Annotated in this window: 10 protein-coding genes and 5 pseudogenes; 6 read left to right on the forward strand and 9 right to left on the reverse strand. The window is 69.2% G+C overall.

Going from position 1 to position 14,756, the window contains the following annotated elements:
- Position 1 precedes the first annotated feature (1 nt).
- Together JIX55_RS39680 and JIX55_RS39685 are read left to right on the forward strand one after the other, a co-directional pair.
- Positions 2 to 1,438 carry a class I adenylate-forming enzyme family protein gene (locus JIX55_RS39680; RefSeq protein ID WP_257568046.1) on the forward strand — a complete coding sequence of 479 codons (1,437 nt, stop codon included), beginning with the start codon at positions 2 to 4 and terminating at the stop codon, positions 1,436 to 1,438.
- A complete protein-coding gene (locus JIX55_RS39685; protein WP_257568047.1) occupies positions 1,435 to 2,454 on the forward strand; it encodes an ACP S-malonyltransferase in 1,020 nt (339 codons plus the stop codon). The genes JIX55_RS39680 and JIX55_RS39685 overlap by 4 nt, the downstream gene beginning before the upstream one ends.
- A 51-nt stretch (positions 2,455 to 2,505) precedes the next feature.
- Here the strand turns inward: JIX55_RS39685 and JIX55_RS39690 are convergent.
- Positions 2,506 to 2,676, reverse strand: a pseudogene (locus JIX55_RS39690) (transposase family protein); the annotation flags it as partial.
- Between the two features lie 223 nt (positions 2,677 to 2,899).
- Positions 2,900 to 3,406: pseudogene (locus tag JIX55_RS39695) on the reverse strand (transposase family protein); the annotation flags it as partial.
- A 407-nt stretch (positions 3,407 to 3,813) separates the two neighbouring features.
- On the opposite strand from JIX55_RS39695, the pseudogene JIX55_RS39700 reads away from it, so the two are divergent.
- Positions 3,814 to 5,015: pseudogene (locus JIX55_RS39700) on the forward strand (IS110 family transposase).
- A gap of 910 nt (positions 5,016 to 5,925) precedes the next feature.
- Here JIX55_RS39700 and JIX55_RS51610 read toward each other — a convergent pair.
- A pseudogene (locus tag JIX55_RS51610) lies at positions 5,926 to 6,192 on the reverse strand (transposase); the annotation flags it as partial.
- A gap of 306 nt (positions 6,193 to 6,498) precedes the next feature.
- Here JIX55_RS51610 and JIX55_RS39710 point away from each other — a divergent pair.
- Entirely contained in the window at positions 6,499 to 8,178 is a 1,680-nt protein-coding gene (locus JIX55_RS39710) for a flavin monoamine oxidase family protein (protein ID WP_257568049.1), read from the forward strand.
- A gap of 71 nt (positions 8,179 to 8,249) precedes the next feature.
- On the opposite strand, the gene JIX55_RS39715 is transcribed toward JIX55_RS39710, so the two are convergent.
- The 3 genes from JIX55_RS39715 to JIX55_RS39725 are packed head-to-tail and all read right to left on the reverse strand — an operon-like array spanning position 8,250 to position 9,488.
- Positions 8,250 to 8,810 carry a hypothetical protein gene (locus tag JIX55_RS39715; protein WP_331609958.1) on the reverse strand — a complete coding sequence of 187 codons (561 nt, stop codon included), beginning with the start codon at positions 8,808 to 8,810 and terminating at the stop codon, positions 8,250 to 8,252.
- Complete coding sequence (locus tag JIX55_RS39720; protein WP_257568051.1) at positions 8,716 to 9,171, reverse strand: hypothetical protein; 456 nt, start codon at positions 9,169 to 9,171, stop codon at positions 8,716 to 8,718. The genes JIX55_RS39715 and JIX55_RS39720 overlap by 95 nt, the downstream gene beginning before the upstream one ends.
- Entirely contained in the window at positions 9,168 to 9,488 is a 321-nt protein-coding gene (locus JIX55_RS39725) for an AMP-binding enzyme (protein WP_257568052.1), read from the reverse strand. Before JIX55_RS39725 ends, JIX55_RS39720 begins: the two co-directional genes overlap by 4 nt.
- A gap of 85 nt (positions 9,489 to 9,573) precedes the next feature.
- Here JIX55_RS39725 and JIX55_RS39730 point away from each other — a divergent pair, with 85 nt between their 5' ends.
- On the forward strand, positions 9,574 to 10,074 hold the full coding sequence (locus JIX55_RS39730; RefSeq protein WP_257568053.1) for an NAD(P)/FAD-dependent oxidoreductase: 501 nt from the start codon (positions 9,574 to 9,576) through the stop codon (positions 10,072 to 10,074).
- A gap of 35 nt (positions 10,075 to 10,109) precedes the next feature.
- On the opposite strand, the gene JIX55_RS39735 is transcribed toward JIX55_RS39730, so the two are convergent.
- The gene (locus tag JIX55_RS39735; protein WP_257568054.1) at positions 10,110 to 11,264 is read right to left on the reverse strand and encodes a class I SAM-dependent methyltransferase; all 1,155 of its coding nucleotides are present in this window, start codon (positions 11,262 to 11,264) and stop codon (positions 10,110 to 10,112) included.
- Between the two features lie 878 nt (positions 11,265 to 12,142).
- Positions 12,143 to 12,984 (reverse strand): annotated as a pseudogene (locus JIX55_RS39740) (metallophosphoesterase family protein); the annotation flags it as partial.
- Between the two features lie 247 nt (positions 12,985 to 13,231).
- Between JIX55_RS39740 and JIX55_RS39745 the strand changes: the two are divergent.
- Entirely contained in the window at positions 13,232 to 14,005 is a 774-nt protein-coding gene (locus tag JIX55_RS39745) for a thioesterase II family protein (RefSeq protein WP_257568055.1), read from the forward strand.
- Positions 14,006 to 14,132: 127 nt separating this feature from the next.
- Here the strand turns inward: JIX55_RS39745 and JIX55_RS39750 are convergent, their stop codons facing one another.
- Positions 14,133 to 14,483 (reverse strand): transposase, encoded by a 351-nt coding sequence (locus JIX55_RS39750; RefSeq protein ID WP_257568056.1) that lies wholly within the window; start codon positions 14,481 to 14,483, stop codon positions 14,133 to 14,135.
- Positions 14,484 to 14,756 lie beyond the last annotated feature (273 nt).

Here is a 14,756-nt window from a genome sequence, read left to right on the forward strand (position 1 = left end):
GATGACCGCAAAGGTCTTTGCGACGGAAGCGGTGCATTCGCTTCCCGAGTTCGAACAGAGGGCCCTGGCCATCGGCCAAGCGCTCCGCGAGCGCGGGGTCAGCGACGGCACCCGGGTCATGCTGAAGGCCGGCAACTCCGCCGGTTATGTCGGGGCCCTCCTCGCCCTGATGCACACCGGCGCGTCGATCGTCATGGTCGACCACCAGGAGCGGGCGGAGGCCACCCAGCGCATCTGCGACCGGGCCGGGGTCAAGATCTGCGTGGTCGACGACGACACCCCGATGCCCGAGAGCGGCCCGGCCCGGGTCACCATCTACGAGCTGCTCATGGCGTCCATGGAGCAGACCCCCGCCGAGCGGCGGCTGTCCCTCGACACCTGGTGCGAGCTGCCCGACGGCCTGATCATGTGGTCCTCCGGATCCACCGGGGAGCCCAAGGGCGTCGTCAAGACCGGGGCGAAGTTCCTGAAGAACCTGGAGCGCAACGCCCAGCAGGTGGGCCATCGCCCCGATGACGTCCTGCTGCCACTGCTGCCCTTCTCCCACCAATACGGGCTGTCCATGGTGCTCATCGCCTGGCTGGTCAAGTGCTCGCTGGTCATCGCGCCCTACCGGCGGCTGGACCGGGCGATGACCATGGCGGGCACCTGCGGGGCCACGGTGGTCGACGCCACCCCGGCCAGCTACCGCAGCATGCTCAACATGATCGGCCGCAAGCCCGCCCTGGCGGACGAGCTGTCCGGTGTCCGGATGTTCTGCAGCGGGGCGGCCCCGCTGGACCCCGGCCTGGTCGCCGACTACGTCAAGCGATTCGGACTGCCCCTGCTGGACAGCTACGGCAGCACCGAGGCCGGGAACGTGGCCTTCGCGACCGAGGACAACGCGGTCGCCTGCGGGCGGGCCGTCGAGGGCCTGAAACTGCGGATCGTCGACGACGAGGGCGCCGTCCTCACCTCCGGCGAGGTCGGGGAGATCCAGATCCACTCGCCCGACCTGATGGAGGGCTATCTGGCGGAGGACGGCACGGTCACCTCCGTCGACCCGGCCAGGACCGACTGGTACCCCACCGGCGACTTCGGCTATCTGGACGGCGGGGACAACCTCTTCGTCCTCGGCAGGAAGGCTGCGGCGCACCGCAACGGCCACACGCTCTACCCCGAGATCATCGAGCACAAGCTGGCCGCGGCCGGCTGCCTCGTCAAGGTCGTCCCGGTCCCCGACGAACAGCGCGGCTGCCAGCTCTTCTTCTTCGTGGAGGACGAGCAGCGGCGCGAGCCGCGGCACTGGCGGGAGCCGATCACCTCCCTGCTACCCGACTTCGAGCACCCCAACCGCATTCACGTCCTGGAGCGATTCCCCCTGAACCGCAACGGCAAGCCCGACAAACGACAGCTCGAGCAGCTGGCTCTCGACCTGACGCCGGGAGCGAAGGCATGACGGAGCAGCAGACCACCGAGCCACAGGCCACAGAGCCGCGGACATCCGATCCGGAGGCCAGCCGTACGGCGATGGTCTTCCCCGGGATGGGGCCCTTCCGCTTCACCGATGTGGGCGAGTTCCTGCTGACCAACCCCCATGCCCGGCGCCGGCTCGCGATCGCCGACGAGGTGGTGGGGTACTCCGTGTTCGACCGGTACCGCCAGTCGGACGCCGACGAGGAGGCGCAGTACACCGCGCACACCCAGATCGCCTTCCTGACCGTCTGTCTCTCCCTCGCCGACTGGGCGGAGGAGACGCTGGGAGAGCGGCCCGAGCTGTGCGCCGGACCGAGCTTCGGCCAGCGGGCCGCGGTGACCTACGCGGGGTCCCTGCGGTTCGAGGAGACCGTGCGGCTCACCGCCGAGCTGGCGCGCTGCGAGGAGGAGTACTTCCGGCAGGAGCACCGTGAGGCGGTCACGCACTGCGTGATCCACACCCCCGAGGAGCGGCTTCAGGAGGCGCTGGCCGAACTGGACGCCGAGGGGGAGTGGCACGACGTCTCCGGCTACATCGACCAGGGCTTCTACCTCGTGTCCCTGCGCGAGCCCGTGCTCGACCGGTTCAAGAAGCGGATCGGCGAGCTCGGGGGATACAACATGTACACCATGTGGCCGCCCGTGCACGCCCCGGCGTTCGGCGCCCTGCGCCGCAAGGCGGAGGAGGAGGTCCTCGGCACCTTCGAGGTGGCCGACCCCAAGCTGCCGGTCGTCGCCGACCAGAACGGCGAGCTGCTGACCGGCGCGGACGGCGTGCGCACCATGCTGCTCGACACCTTCAACCGCCCGATCCGCTGGCCGGACATGGTGGAAACGATGCGGGAGCACGGCATCACCAAGGTCTGCATCGCCGGTCCGGACAATCTCTTCGGCCGGGTGAACCGTACTGTGGACAACTTCGAGGTAGTGGCCATCGACGCCCGCAAGGCGATGCGCCCGCGGGTCCGGCAGAGGAGCGTCTGCCAGGCGAGGCGGTGATGGTGGGCGCTGCCCCCGGGCAGCGCCCCCCCATGTCATTGAGCCCTTCCAGCGTTGCCGCTCAAGAGTGAGCACGGCCGCGGCGATTGACGACATTCGATTCGGACTGCACCGGGCCCTGCGGAAGATCCGCCACGACTTCAGTCGTGCGACGCCACGCTCGACCGGCGCCCGTGCCGCTGACAGCGCGCGGTTGACGGTTTGCTGGGTTGGTGTGAGGTCCCGGCCCGGTGGGCGTCTGGCCCGGACGTCGTTCAGCGGCCCCTCAATATTGGCCACCTGGCCCCACCCGCTTGACCGGCTGCGCGTGACGTCTCGAAGCGGCCCCACTCCCGCTCGCCTGCAGGGGCGACCGTGCGGTGGGGCCGGCGCGGACCGTCATCGAACGCCTGTCGGTGCCAGCGATGGCCAATTCGGTGGGGCCGATTGCCGACGTCAAAGCCAGGCGTCTGAGCGGTGTCGTCACCCACGGGCCGGCTCCTATGTAGGCGCAGTCGGCGAGGACTGGGATGCCCTGGCGTTCGCAGATCCGGATGATCCGGTGGGTGCGGGCCGCGGTCAGGTCGTGCGCGCGTCCGGGCAGTGGTGGTGAGATCCACAGCAGACGTCCGGCCGGATCGGTCACCAGTTGCACGTTCACACCGTGTCGGCGGTGCTTGTGGGAGTAGTCGGACCGGCCATCGCAGACCCGGTCGCACTCCGCGAGAGTGCCGTCGAGCAGGACGTAGTCGGGATCGGTCTCGCGCAGCGCCTTGAGCAGGCCCGGTGCGCGTTCCGCGAGCAGGCTGATCACTGCGGTGGTGTAGGCGTGGGCTGTGCCCACCGAGATACCGAAGCCGACGGCGATCTGGGCGAGGGTGTCGTGCCGGCACAGGTACACCAGGCCCACCAGCGCACGCTGGTGCGGCGGGAGCTTGCATCGGCGGTCACCCTCGCGGGTGACGATAAGCACGGTGACTCACACGACCAGGGCGTGGGGCAGGTCGAGTGCGGCAGGATGGGGAACCAACGCGGCTCCTGGGCCTGTGGGTTGAGACTTCGAACACCTCCCCCAACGGCACGGGAGCCTCGTGCGTTGCGCACACCGCCAGCATCGCCCGATCAGTGGCCGTGCTGAAAAGGCTCCCTACCTTGGTGGTGGGGTCGGTCCCGATCATTCGTAGGATCGGGAGTCCCCAGGGGTCCGGGTGTGGCTCAAAAGGCTCATGCCGAAGGTCGTGGCTTTCAGTGATTGGCCGCCCGGGCCCCGCGACGACACGGCCACTGATTGGGATACGCGGTTCAGTCGCTTCGTAGGGACACGTTGGCGTGGTCGTCTGCTGGGACCAGGACAGCGATCTTCGAGGAGGCAGAAGTTGCCTGAGCTGTGGGCAGGGGACGGACGCGGGCAAGGCCGAGCACCACTGCACGGTCATCGACGCTGACGGGGTGAAGGTGCTCTCTCGACGCGTGCCCAACAACGAGCCCGAACTGCTGGAACTGATCCGGAATGTGCTCGAGTTGGCCGACGGGTCGCCAGTGACCTGGGCGGTGGACCTCAACGCAGGAGGAGCCGCACTGCTGATAGCCCTGCTGGCCAGCCAGGGTCAGCGCCTGCTCTACATCCCCGGCCGCACGGTGCACCACGCCTCCGGCTCCTACCGCGGCGACGGAAAGACTGACGCGAAGGACGCCTGGGTGATCGCCGACCAGGCCCGTATGCGCCGCGACCTCCAGCCGCTGCAGGAGGGGGACGAGATCGCCGTCGACCTGCGGATCCTCACCGCCCGCCGCTACGACCTGGCCGCCGACCGCACCCGAGCCATCAACCGGCTGCGTGCCCAACTGCTGGAGTTCTTCCCTGCGTTGGAGCGCGCCTTCGACTACAACGCCTCGAAGGGCGCACTGGTTCTGCTGACCGGATACCAGGCCCCGCTGCCCTGCGGCGAATCGGGAGGAGCCGTCTGGCCGGCTGGCTCGCCAACCGCAGCGTGCGCAATGCCGCGGTGATCGCGGCTACTGCGGTCGAGGCTGCCCACGCCCAGCACACCCAGGTCCCCGGTGAGAAGACCGCGGCCGCCATGACGCACACACTGGCCCGCTCGGTCATGGACCTGGACGCCGAGATCGCGCGCGTTGACGCGCTTATCGAGGACCGGTTCCGCCAGCACCAGCACGCCAAGACCATCGTGAGCATGCCCGGCATCGGCACCCTTCTGGGCGCCGAGCTGATCGCCTGCACTGGTGGCGACCTGGCCGCATTCGGCACCCCAGCCCGCCTGGCCGGCGTCGCGGGCCTCGCCCCGGTTCCCAAGGACTCGGGCCGGATCAGCGGCAACATGCGCCGTCCGCACCGCTACCACCGGCGCCTACTGCGGGTCTTCTGCCTCTCCGCACAGGTCGCTGCCCGCTGCTGCCCCACCTCCCAGGCCTTCTACCAGCGCAAACGCAGCGAGGGGAAGACGCACAAGCAAGCCGTCCTCGCTCTGGCCCGACGCCGCCTCGACGTCCTATGGGCCCTTATCCGCGACCAACGGACCTTCACCACCGAGCCGCCCGCACCCCGCCACGCAGCGGCCTGACCACACCACAGAACGTCAACTCACGTCTTGACAAACCACATTGGGAATCATTGACTGATCGATCTCAAAAGGGTGAGCGTGCCGCTATGGCACGGAGGAAGGAATTCGATCCGGAGGTCGCGCTGGGCGCCGCGATGCGGCTGTTCTGGCGCAATGGCTACGAGGGGACGTCCCACCGGCGACCTGGTGGACGAACTGGGCATCGCGCGGGCAAGTCTGTACCGGACTTACGGGTCCAAGCGCGGACTGTGTCTGGCCGCGCTCGACCGCTTCCTCTCCGGCGCCGCGGGGCCGAGCCCGGCCGACATCCTGGCGTCGCGGACATCGGCCCTGGACGCCGTCCGGGATCTCCTGGAAATCAGCGCGGCGGCCCCGAAACCGGACATGCCCAGGGCTGTTTCGCGGTCAACGCCACGGGGAGCATGGCGATTCCGACCCCGAGATCGCGCGGCGCCTCGAGGGTAACCGAAGCCGCCTCGAGACCGCGCTCTACCGCGCTGCGCCACAGACAATCCGGCCCCTTCGCTCCGCTCCCACCGCGCCCAGCAGGAGGTTCACCGCTACTACGAACCGGTTCGCCAACACATCTCGCATCGGTACTCAGTGCCTCACGGGTTGTCCGCTTCGAAGGCTTCCTTTCACAACGCTGCGTTGAAAACACAGAGATAAGGCATCGAAGTGCGTCTTCCCGCGTTCCGCACGAAAGCAGCAGACCAGATTCACGTCGCCTCCACGCCGGGCATAACCTGGCCAGTAAAACTGGTTTCCGCCAGACCCATCCCGGGTCAAAAAGTAACACCCGGTTTTGATGCCCTTTAATCAATAATGACGGGTCAACAGCCATCCCCTGTAGAGGGACTGCGCTCCGCCTCTCTGATCCCCTTCATCTCTCGTGCAGCACCCCGTTCAGCTACTCAACTACCGCAAGCAGCCACCTGCGTTCGTGGCACACCTTTTTCAGGATCTCGATGGTCTGCTGCTGTTCGCGGTTCTCATTGTGCAGCCGCCGCACTTCCTCCCGTTCGGCGCTGGTCAGCTCGCCGCTCGGGCTTTCGCCCCGGTTCGCGTTGGCCTGGCGATACCAGCCGCGCAGAGACTCGGAGCTGATCCCGAGTTCCCGGGCGACCGCAGTGACCGTCCTCTCCGTGAAGTCGACGAGCGCGATGGCCTCCCGCTTGAACTCCTCGGTCTACCGCTTCGTGTACTTGATTCCCACCTGGTGCCACTTACGTGTGCGGGTGCAGGGCGGGCAGGTGGGCCATGGCGGTGGTCCGGGCTGGTCGGTGCTGGGCGGCCGCGACCAGCAATTCCCTAGAGTCCTCTGTCCTCGCTGGTCCGTGCCCTGCATGCCGTGCTGAGCTATGGGTCGCCCACCCACTACAGGGAGAAGCCATGTGTGATGCGCGAGGTCCGGGTTCGTTACTACAGGGAAGGATCGGTCGGCCCGAAGCGGGACCCGGCGTGACGAGGGGATAGGCCCAATATGCTCCTCACCACCCTCCAGGGGAACGGCCCGTCGAGCCCTCGAATCACCATGCTCTGCCCCGACTTTCCCTTCGCCTACGACGACTGGCTGCGCCACCCGGCGGGCCTGGGCGGCGTCCCGGCCGGCGCTATGGGAACCGAGGTCGCGATTGTCGGCGGCGGGATAGCCGGGCTGGTCGCCGCGTACGAACTGATGCGGATGGGACTGCGTCCGGTTCTCCACGAGGCGGGACGCCTGGGCGGCCGGATGCGCTCCGCCGGCTTCGACGGGTTTCCGGACGAGGTGGCCGAGCTGGGGGCCATGCGGTTCCCGCTCTCGGCCGCCGCGCTGTTCCACTACGTCCGCACGCTGGGCCTGCGCACCACGCCGTTCGCCAACCCGCTCAGCCCCTGCACCCCCATGACGGTGTTGGACATCGGCGGCGTCAGCCACTGGGCCCGGACCGAGGCCGATCTGCCGCCCGTCTACCGGGAGGTCGCTGACGCCTGGGACAAGACGTTGCGCGAGCAGGCCGACGTATGGGTCATGCAGGAGGCGATCCGCACCCGGGACACGGCCACGATCAAGGCGATGTGGAACCGCCTCGTGCCGCTGCTGGACGACCAGTCCTTCTACGGCTTCCTCAGCTCCACGCCCGCCTTCGCCTCCTTCCGGCTCCGTGAGCTCTTCGGGCAGGTCGGCTTCGGCACCGGCGGCTGGGACACCGACTTCCCCAACTCGATGCTGGAGATCCTCCGCGTCGTCTACACCGAGGCCGACGCTGACCATCAGGCCATCGAAGGCGGCTGCGAACAGGTACCGCTGGGCCTGTGGCGGCACGCTCCCGAGGGCCTCACGCACTGGCCGGCCGGTACGTCGCTCGCCGCGCTCCACGAAAACCGGCCCCGGCCCGCCGTCACCGCGCTGCGTCGGGCGGGGGAACATATCGAGGTCACCGACGCCGACGGCCGGACGCGCGGCTACCGGGCGGTGGTCTTCACCGGGCAGCACCGGCTGCTGAACAGCCGGGTCGCCTGCGACGACGCGCTGCTGCCCGGGCCGGTCCGGTCGGCGATCGAGCGCACCCACTACATGAGCTCCTCCAAACTGTTCGCGCTCACCGACCGGCCGTTCTGGCTGGACGTCGACGCCGCGACCGGGCGGGACGTGATGGGCATGACGCTCACCGACAGGCTGCCGCGTTCGGTGTATCTCTTCGGCCGGGAGCCCGGCCGACCCGGAGTGATGTGTCTGTCCTACACCTGGAACGACGACTCGCAGCGGGTCGCCGCGTTGTCCGCCGAGGAGCGGTTGGAGGTCGTCCTGCGCTCGCTCGGCGAAATCTATCCGGGCGTGGACATCCGGTCGCACATTATCGCGCCGCCGGTGGCCATCAGCTGGGAGAACGAACCCTGGTTCACCGGAGCCTTCAAGGCCAACCTGCCGGGCCACTACCGCTACCAGCGCCGCCTATTCACCCACTTCATGCAGAGTGCGCTGCCTGAGCACCAGCGGGGATTCTTCCTGGCCGGCGACGACGTCTCCTGGACCGGCGGCTTCGCGGAGGGCGCGGTCACCACGGCGCTGAACGCCGTGTGGGGTGTCGTACGTCATCTCGGCGGCGGCTGCCATTCAGCCAACCCCGGGCCGGGGGATGTGTTCGCCGAGCTCGCGCCCCTGGAACTGGACGAGCTCTGATCCGGGGGCACCACGAAGAAGCCGGCCCGTGTACACCCGGCACACGGGACCGCTTCTTCGTGACAGATCCCTCAGTCGCGCTGCCGAGCGTCCGGTCCGGAGTGGCCGAGAGCAGTTCGAAGTCGGTCGTGGTGCAGTCGAGCCGGGCGAAGACGTCTTCCGGCCCGGCCATGCAGATCCGCCGTACGCCCTGTCCCTTGAGCGTCCGCGTCACCCGCTCCCAGCGGACCGGCCGGTCGAAGGTATCGATTAATATGGTGCGCAGGCCCGCGGCCGTCGTCACCAGTGAGCCGTCCTGGTCGGCCACCACCGGCAGCCCGGGTGCCGAAACCGCCGAAGACCTCCTCCTCGACCCGTTGGCGCAGCTTTCCGAAGGCGGCGGCGTGCACCGGCGGGCTCATCGTGTAGAGGGAGTAGCCGCCGGCGGCGCTGATCCGGCCGTGCATCCAGCCGAGCATCGGTTCTCGCAGCGAGAGCATGTAGAAGTCGCGGTCCAGGTAGCCCGAGAAGTCGAAGTACTCACCCCGCTCGGTCAGCTCAGCGAAGATCTTGTCGAGCCGTTCCCGCGGCGTGCGCAGGAAGGTCAGTGTGACCCGTCCTGGTACTAGGTGGCGAGATAGTCCGCCTCGCAGCGGGCGAGCTGGACGTGAGCCGGACCGTGTCGGCGAAGGAGAGCGCGCCCGAGTGCGCGGCCATGGCGCGTTGCCCGAAACTCGGCCCCGCACAGCTTTCGGGATCGACCTCCAGTGACTCTTCAGCCCAGTCGGCCAGCGCCAACGAAATGGTCAGGAAGGCCACTTGGGTGGCCTCGTCGTAGTCGTCCGCCGACCGGCGGTACCGGTCCATCAGCGCATAGCCGAGGACCTCGTCGGCGACCTTGAGCCGCTTTTGGGCGTGCGCGCTGAACGTCAGGAACTCTCCGACGCCGGCGAACTTCACCGGATCCATGCCAGGGAAGACCATCGCCGTCCCCGACTGCCGCTCGATCGTCACGCCCGTGCTTTCGCTGCTGCCAGATCGCCCAACTGCCGTTTGGCGGGCTTGCCGCTGCGGTTCAGCGGGAACCGTTCGACCACCTCGATGTGGTTGGGCCGCTCGAGCGCAGGCCGCAGCTCGTTGACCACCTCACGCCAGTACGCCCGGTCGCGCCGCTGCTCGTCCTCCACGAAGCAGACCAGCTCGCAGCCGCGCCGTTCGTCGGGCAGCGCGACCACCTTGGCGTTGCAGCTGCTGGCTGCCGGCTTGTGCTCGATGATCTCCGGGTACAGCGTGTAACCCATGCGGTGGACGGCGAACTTGCGGCCGACCACGACGAGGTTGCCGACCGCGTCCAGGCGGCCGAGTCGCCGGCGGGTACCAGCCGCGATCGGCCTCCTGGACGGAGTGGCGAAGGCGATGTTGCCCGCGGTCGAACTCGCCGACGGAACCTGGCTGCCCGCCGACGCCGTGGTCGTCGCCACCGGCGTACGGCTCCGGCGGCTGCCCGGCGGCGACGGGCTGAGCGGTGTGCACGTGCTGCGCACCCTCGACGACGCCCTCGCCTTGCGGACGGCTCTGATTGGCGGGCCCCGGCTGGTGGTGGTCGGCGCCGACCTGCTGGGCACCGAGGCGGCCGTCGCCGCGCGCGGCCTCGGCGCCGACGTCACGCTCGTCGGCCCCGACGCGGTACCGCTGCTCGGCCTTCTCGGGCCCCAGGCCGCCGGGTTGGTCGCCGCCGTCCACCGCGGCCTCGGGCTGCATGTCTGGCGGGGCGGGTCACCGGGGTCCAGGGCGCGCGTGGCACCGCTACCGGCCCGCGCGCCAGCCTCCCGCTGGGTCGTGATCGGCGGACACCGGGCCAGTCAGGCCCAGGTGACCGCCGCAATCCGGTCCACGGTCGGCGACTCCCAGCCGTAAGTCACCGACGGCGGACCTCCGCGCAACCGACGGGCCTATGGCCGTACCGCCGGCTGCCCGGCCCGGCTGTCGCGGGCAGGCCCGGCCGGTTCCGCGGCGCCGAACAGGGCCTTGTGCAGTGGCGACTGACGGAACGCCGATCCGCCGTAGAGCGACTCGGCCGTGACCGGGATGCGCCGTCCGTCGGCGTGCCGTACCGTTCCGGTGAACCGGTAGTCCGGGTGGACTCCGTCGGCACTCAGCTCGCACGACACCTGCAACTCGATGACATCGTCCGGGTCGAGAGCCACCTGCTCGCCGACCAGCAGCGGTACGTACACCGGCAGCCAGTTGGTCCGGGTCGCCAGCGTGTCGAGGCGCTCGCCACCGCACCGGCCCTGCAGGTCCAGCCAGAGCAGCAGCCCGTCGACCCTGCCCGGCCGGGTTGCGGTCAGCCGCAGTTCGCCGCTCTGCCGGAAGTCGCCGTCGTTGAACCGCAGATCCTCGACCTCCCCGGTGGTCGAGCGGATCCCTTCGTACCCGATCCCGCCGACGCACATCCGCAGGTCGAAGAAGCCGTCGGCCGCACGGAAGACCGACTCCACGTACGGCACCACGCTCTCCGGCACGCCGGGGCCGTCGGGCATCAGGTCGGCGAGGCAGACCGTCGCGGCCAGCGTACGGACCCGATGCGGCACCACCCGGGCCCCCGGCGACAGATGCCGGCGCCGGGCATCCTCGATCACCCAGGCTATGCCTTCGGAGCCGCCGATGCAGCCCACCACCTCGGCGATGCACAGACCCGCCCGCTCCGCGAGCGTCACCTCGGTTGATAGGCCCGCCATGACGCTGATCCGGCCCGGCGCCCGGTCCCGGGCCATTTCCTCCGCACGGCGGGCGCTGTCGTCCAGGCTCTCGATGGCGACGACGCGGTCCGCACCGGCGTCCGCGGCACACAGCGACCAGAGCAGATCGGGTCCGCAGCCGATCTCCAGCACCGTGGCGCCGGGCGCCTGCCGGACGATGGCCTCCCGGAATACCTCGTTGCGGTGCTGGTCGGCAAGCATGGCGTGATAGATGAAGGAATCGTATATCGGGTATTCGCCGACCGACGGGAACAGGTAGGGCTGATCCGGGTCCAGCACCGGTCCGGTGACTTTCACCCGTGCCTCGCGGTCACCGGCCACCAGAGTTTCCCATTCGCTGCCCATCCGATGCCTTTCCTCGGCCGTATTCCGCCTGGTCGCGCGGGTGGAAGTCATTACCATAATGGGCTCCCGAAAATGGCTGGCCAAGGGCGCGGAATGGCTTCTGAGTAAAGTCCTAGACTTCCAGGTCACGCTGGACGGCGCGTACGTCGGCCCGGACGCCGTGATCGGATCGCTGCACCGGGGTGGGCGCGGCTGCCGTCCACGATCGGTTTCGAGCGGGCCGGGTTCGAGTGCCTGTCCCGGGCGACGTCCTGGCTGGGCGCTGCCGAAATCGCGTTCCACCGGCTGCCCGCCGCGGACCGCACGGCGAGGGCCGGCGACCTGGTCCGGCTGCGGACCGGAGTGGCCGGGGCACGCGCGTTCGCGTTCCACGCCATACACGCCGCCGATGTCCTCGGCACCGGCCGTGGCCGAGGCCCCGGAGCTGACCGTCTCGGGCGGCCCGCAGGAGCTGCAACTAGACCTCATCGCCCATGACTTCCCGATCGGACGGGCCGTACGGTGAATCTCGAACTCACCGCGATCAGCGGCATCTGGTCGACGCCGTACGGAAGGGCCTGTCGGCGCTTCCGCCTGGCGGATCCGGCTGGGAGGTGCTGCGACACGCCGGGGTCACCGCGGCCCTGGCCGACAGCGGGCTGGTGGAGTGGTGCCTCTCGCTGGAGGAACTGGGCACGGGCTGCCACGACATCACGACGGTACGGGCGGGCCTCGCGTTCCTCGACGCCCATCCCGGCGAGCAGGTGCCGGATGCCCCGACGGCCGCCGCACCCGCCACCGCCACCGCCACCACCGACTGCGACCTGCTGCTCTGCGCGGCGTACGCGGTGGGTCTCGGCCGCACGTGCCTGGTGGCGGTGCAGAACCCAGCGGCCGAGGCCGCGGACCTGCCACTCGCGCGGGTAGCCCAGAGACACCTCGCGGTGCGGCACCCCGTCGTGCCAGGTGGTGCGGGGGATGTGGAGATGGCCGTAGACCACGGTGGCCGCCCGGTAACGGCGGTGCCAGTCGTGGGTGGCGGTGGTGCCGCACCACAGCGCGAACTCGGGGTACCTGAGGACCCGGGGTGGGCTCGCGCACCAGCGGGAAGTGGTTGACCAGCACGGTGGGCAGATCGGGCGGGCAGGCGTCCAGCCGCTCACGGGTGTACGCCGGCCACGCCCGGCACCAGGCGGCGCGGTCCGGGTAGGGGTCGCTGTGCAGGAGGAACTCGTCGGTGGCCACGACCTCCGCCTCCTCGGCCCGCGAGCGCGTCGGCGGTGCCGGTGGCACCCGGCAGCAGGAACGAGTAGTCGTACAGCAGGAACAGCGGCGCGATCACCACCGGCCCGTCCGGGCCCGGCCAGTGCGCGTACGGGTCCTCCGGAGTCAAAACGCCGAGGGGTCGGCACAGTTCGACAAGACCGCTGTAGCAAGCCTCGCCACGCAGTCGCACCGGGTCGTCGGGGTGTGTCCACAGTTCGTGGTTGCCCGGCACCCACACCACCTGGGCGAACCGCTCGGCCAGCAGCCGCAGCGCCCACTCGACATCCGCAGTCAACTCCCCGATGTCACCCGCGACGATCAGCCAGTCGGAGGGGGCCGAGGGGTGCAGATCCTTTACGACCGCCCGGTTCTGCTCGTAGGTGACGTGCAGGTCGCTGACCGCGAAGAGCCGTCTGCCCGTGGGGCCGCGTACTGCTTCGCCGTTGGAGATCCGCAGATTCGTGGTGCTGGGCATGCCGAACTCCTCGCTGCGCGTCCGGCGCCTCGATTCGCGTCGGGCGCTCAGATTTATGCCATCGGCCCACCCGTTCCTTCAACGCGTGAACCGGCGTGCCGGGCCAAGGACAAGGGATTCACCCAGACTTCCCGACGCGTGCCCCCCTGTACTCACGCGTCCCCGATAGTGGTGTGGTATCCACCTGAACAGGCAATGCTCCACAGTCGATCACAGAAGCAAAGAGAAAAAAGGGAATGGAAGCAGCGTGAGCGTGAGCCCCCATGACGACGGCCTGTGGTGCCGCCGGTTCCAACCGGCGTCCCACGCCGCCCACGGCCTGATCTGCTTCCCGCATGCGGGGGGCTCGGCCAGCTACTACGTGCCCGTCGCCAACGCCCTCGCCCCGCACGTCGACGTCGTCGCGCTGCAATACCCGGGCCGCCAGGACCGGCGCAGGGAACCGCTGATCGACGACATCGGCACACTCGCGGACCGCGTGCACGAGGCGCTGCGCGGCGAGGACGACCGTCCGCTCACCTTCTTCGGCCACAGCATGGGCGCGCTCCTCGCCTTCGAGGTCGCCCGAAGGTTTGAGCGGGACGGCCGCACGGGCCCCGTACGGCTCTTCGTCTCCGGCCGGCGGGCCCCCTCCCGCCACCGCGAGGAGAACGTCCACCTACGTGACGACGACGGGGTCATCGCCGAGGTCAAGGCCCTGAGCGGCACCGACGACCGGCTGCTCGGCGACGACGAACTCCTGCGCATGATCCTGCCCGCGCTGCGCGGAGATTACCGGGCAGTGGAGACATACCGTTGCCCACCCGGCGTCACGGTGGATATCCCGGTCACCGCCCTGGTCGGCGACAGCGACGCCAAGACGACGATCGACGAAGCCCGCGACTGGGAGCGGCACACCACGGCCGACTTCGACCTGCGGATCTTCCCCGGCGGGCACTTTTACCTCAACGAACGCGCCGCTGACGTGCTGAGCGTCCTCGACGAGCACTTCGCGGCGCGGAGCGTCCCGGACGGGGTCTGAGCCAGAGCCGGAGCCGAAGTTGGAGGAGCGGCACCGTCCGGCTCTCCGGCCTTCCCCTGTCGAACAGGCCCGCGTCCTTGAGCGCGGCGGCGAGCCCTGGGCGGCCGGAGGTCGACATCTTGCGGTATCAGCTCGCAACAGCGACGACATCGAATACGCCACCACCCTGGCAACCGACCAGCTCAACGCCCATGCCTACCCCTGGATCTGGGGCAGAGGCGTTGCGCTGGCCGGTGGCGACGTCGGTGGCATGGATGATGTGGCCCGGGTCGCCGAAGGAGCGTCCGGCCAGGGCGGTCTTGCGGAAGATGCGCCACCAGCCTTCTTGGAGGTTGAGCCAGCAGGCGCCGACCGGGATGAAGACGTGCTTGATGCGGGAGTGGTCCTCGAGCCAGGTGCGGGTGGACACGCTGTTGTGCGAGGACAGGTTGTCCGTGATCACGTAGATGTCCCCGGCAGGGTTGGCGTCCTCGACCAATTGGAGAAGCTGCTGGTAGAACGCTGTTGCGGGCGGACGCGGTCATCGTGACGGCCTGGCTGTCGGCTGGTCGCAGGCCGCCGTGGACCCAGGTTTTCTCCGGTCCGCGGGAGTAGTCGATCTCGTTCTTGATGCGGTGCCCGTCCGGTGACCAGCCCGGTGCCGGTGGGAAGGTGCGGGGGATCACCGGGCCAAGCTCGTCGGTGCAGACGACCGTCGCGTCGGCGGGCGGGCTGGTGTAGAGCTCGACGATCCGCGTCCTTTTCCCTCGAA

It is taken from the genome of Streptomyces sp. DSM 40750, from assembly GCF_024612035.1.
Taxonomy (GTDB): domain Bacteria; phylum Actinomycetota; class Actinomycetes; order Streptomycetales; family Streptomycetaceae; genus Streptomyces.

Coding starts and splice junctions, on each gene's coding strand:
- JIX55_RS39680 (WP_257568046.1), top strand. CDS start 2: ATGACCGCAAAGGTCTTTGCGACGGAAGCGGTGCATTCGCTTCCCGAG.
- JIX55_RS39685 (WP_257568047.1), top strand. CDS start 1,435: ATGACGGAGCAGCAGACCACCGAGCCACAGGCCACAGAGCCGCGGACA.
- JIX55_RS39710 (WP_257568049.1), top strand. CDS start 6,499: ATGCTCCTCACCACCCTCCAGGGGAACGGCCCGTCGAGCCCTCGAATC.
- JIX55_RS39730 (WP_257568053.1), top strand. CDS start 9,574: ATGTTGCCCGCGGTCGAACTCGCCGACGGAACCTGGCTGCCCGCCGAC.
- JIX55_RS39735 (WP_257568054.1), bottom strand. CDS start 11,264: ATGGGCAGCGAATGGGAAACTCTGGTGGCCGGTGACCGCGAGGCACGG.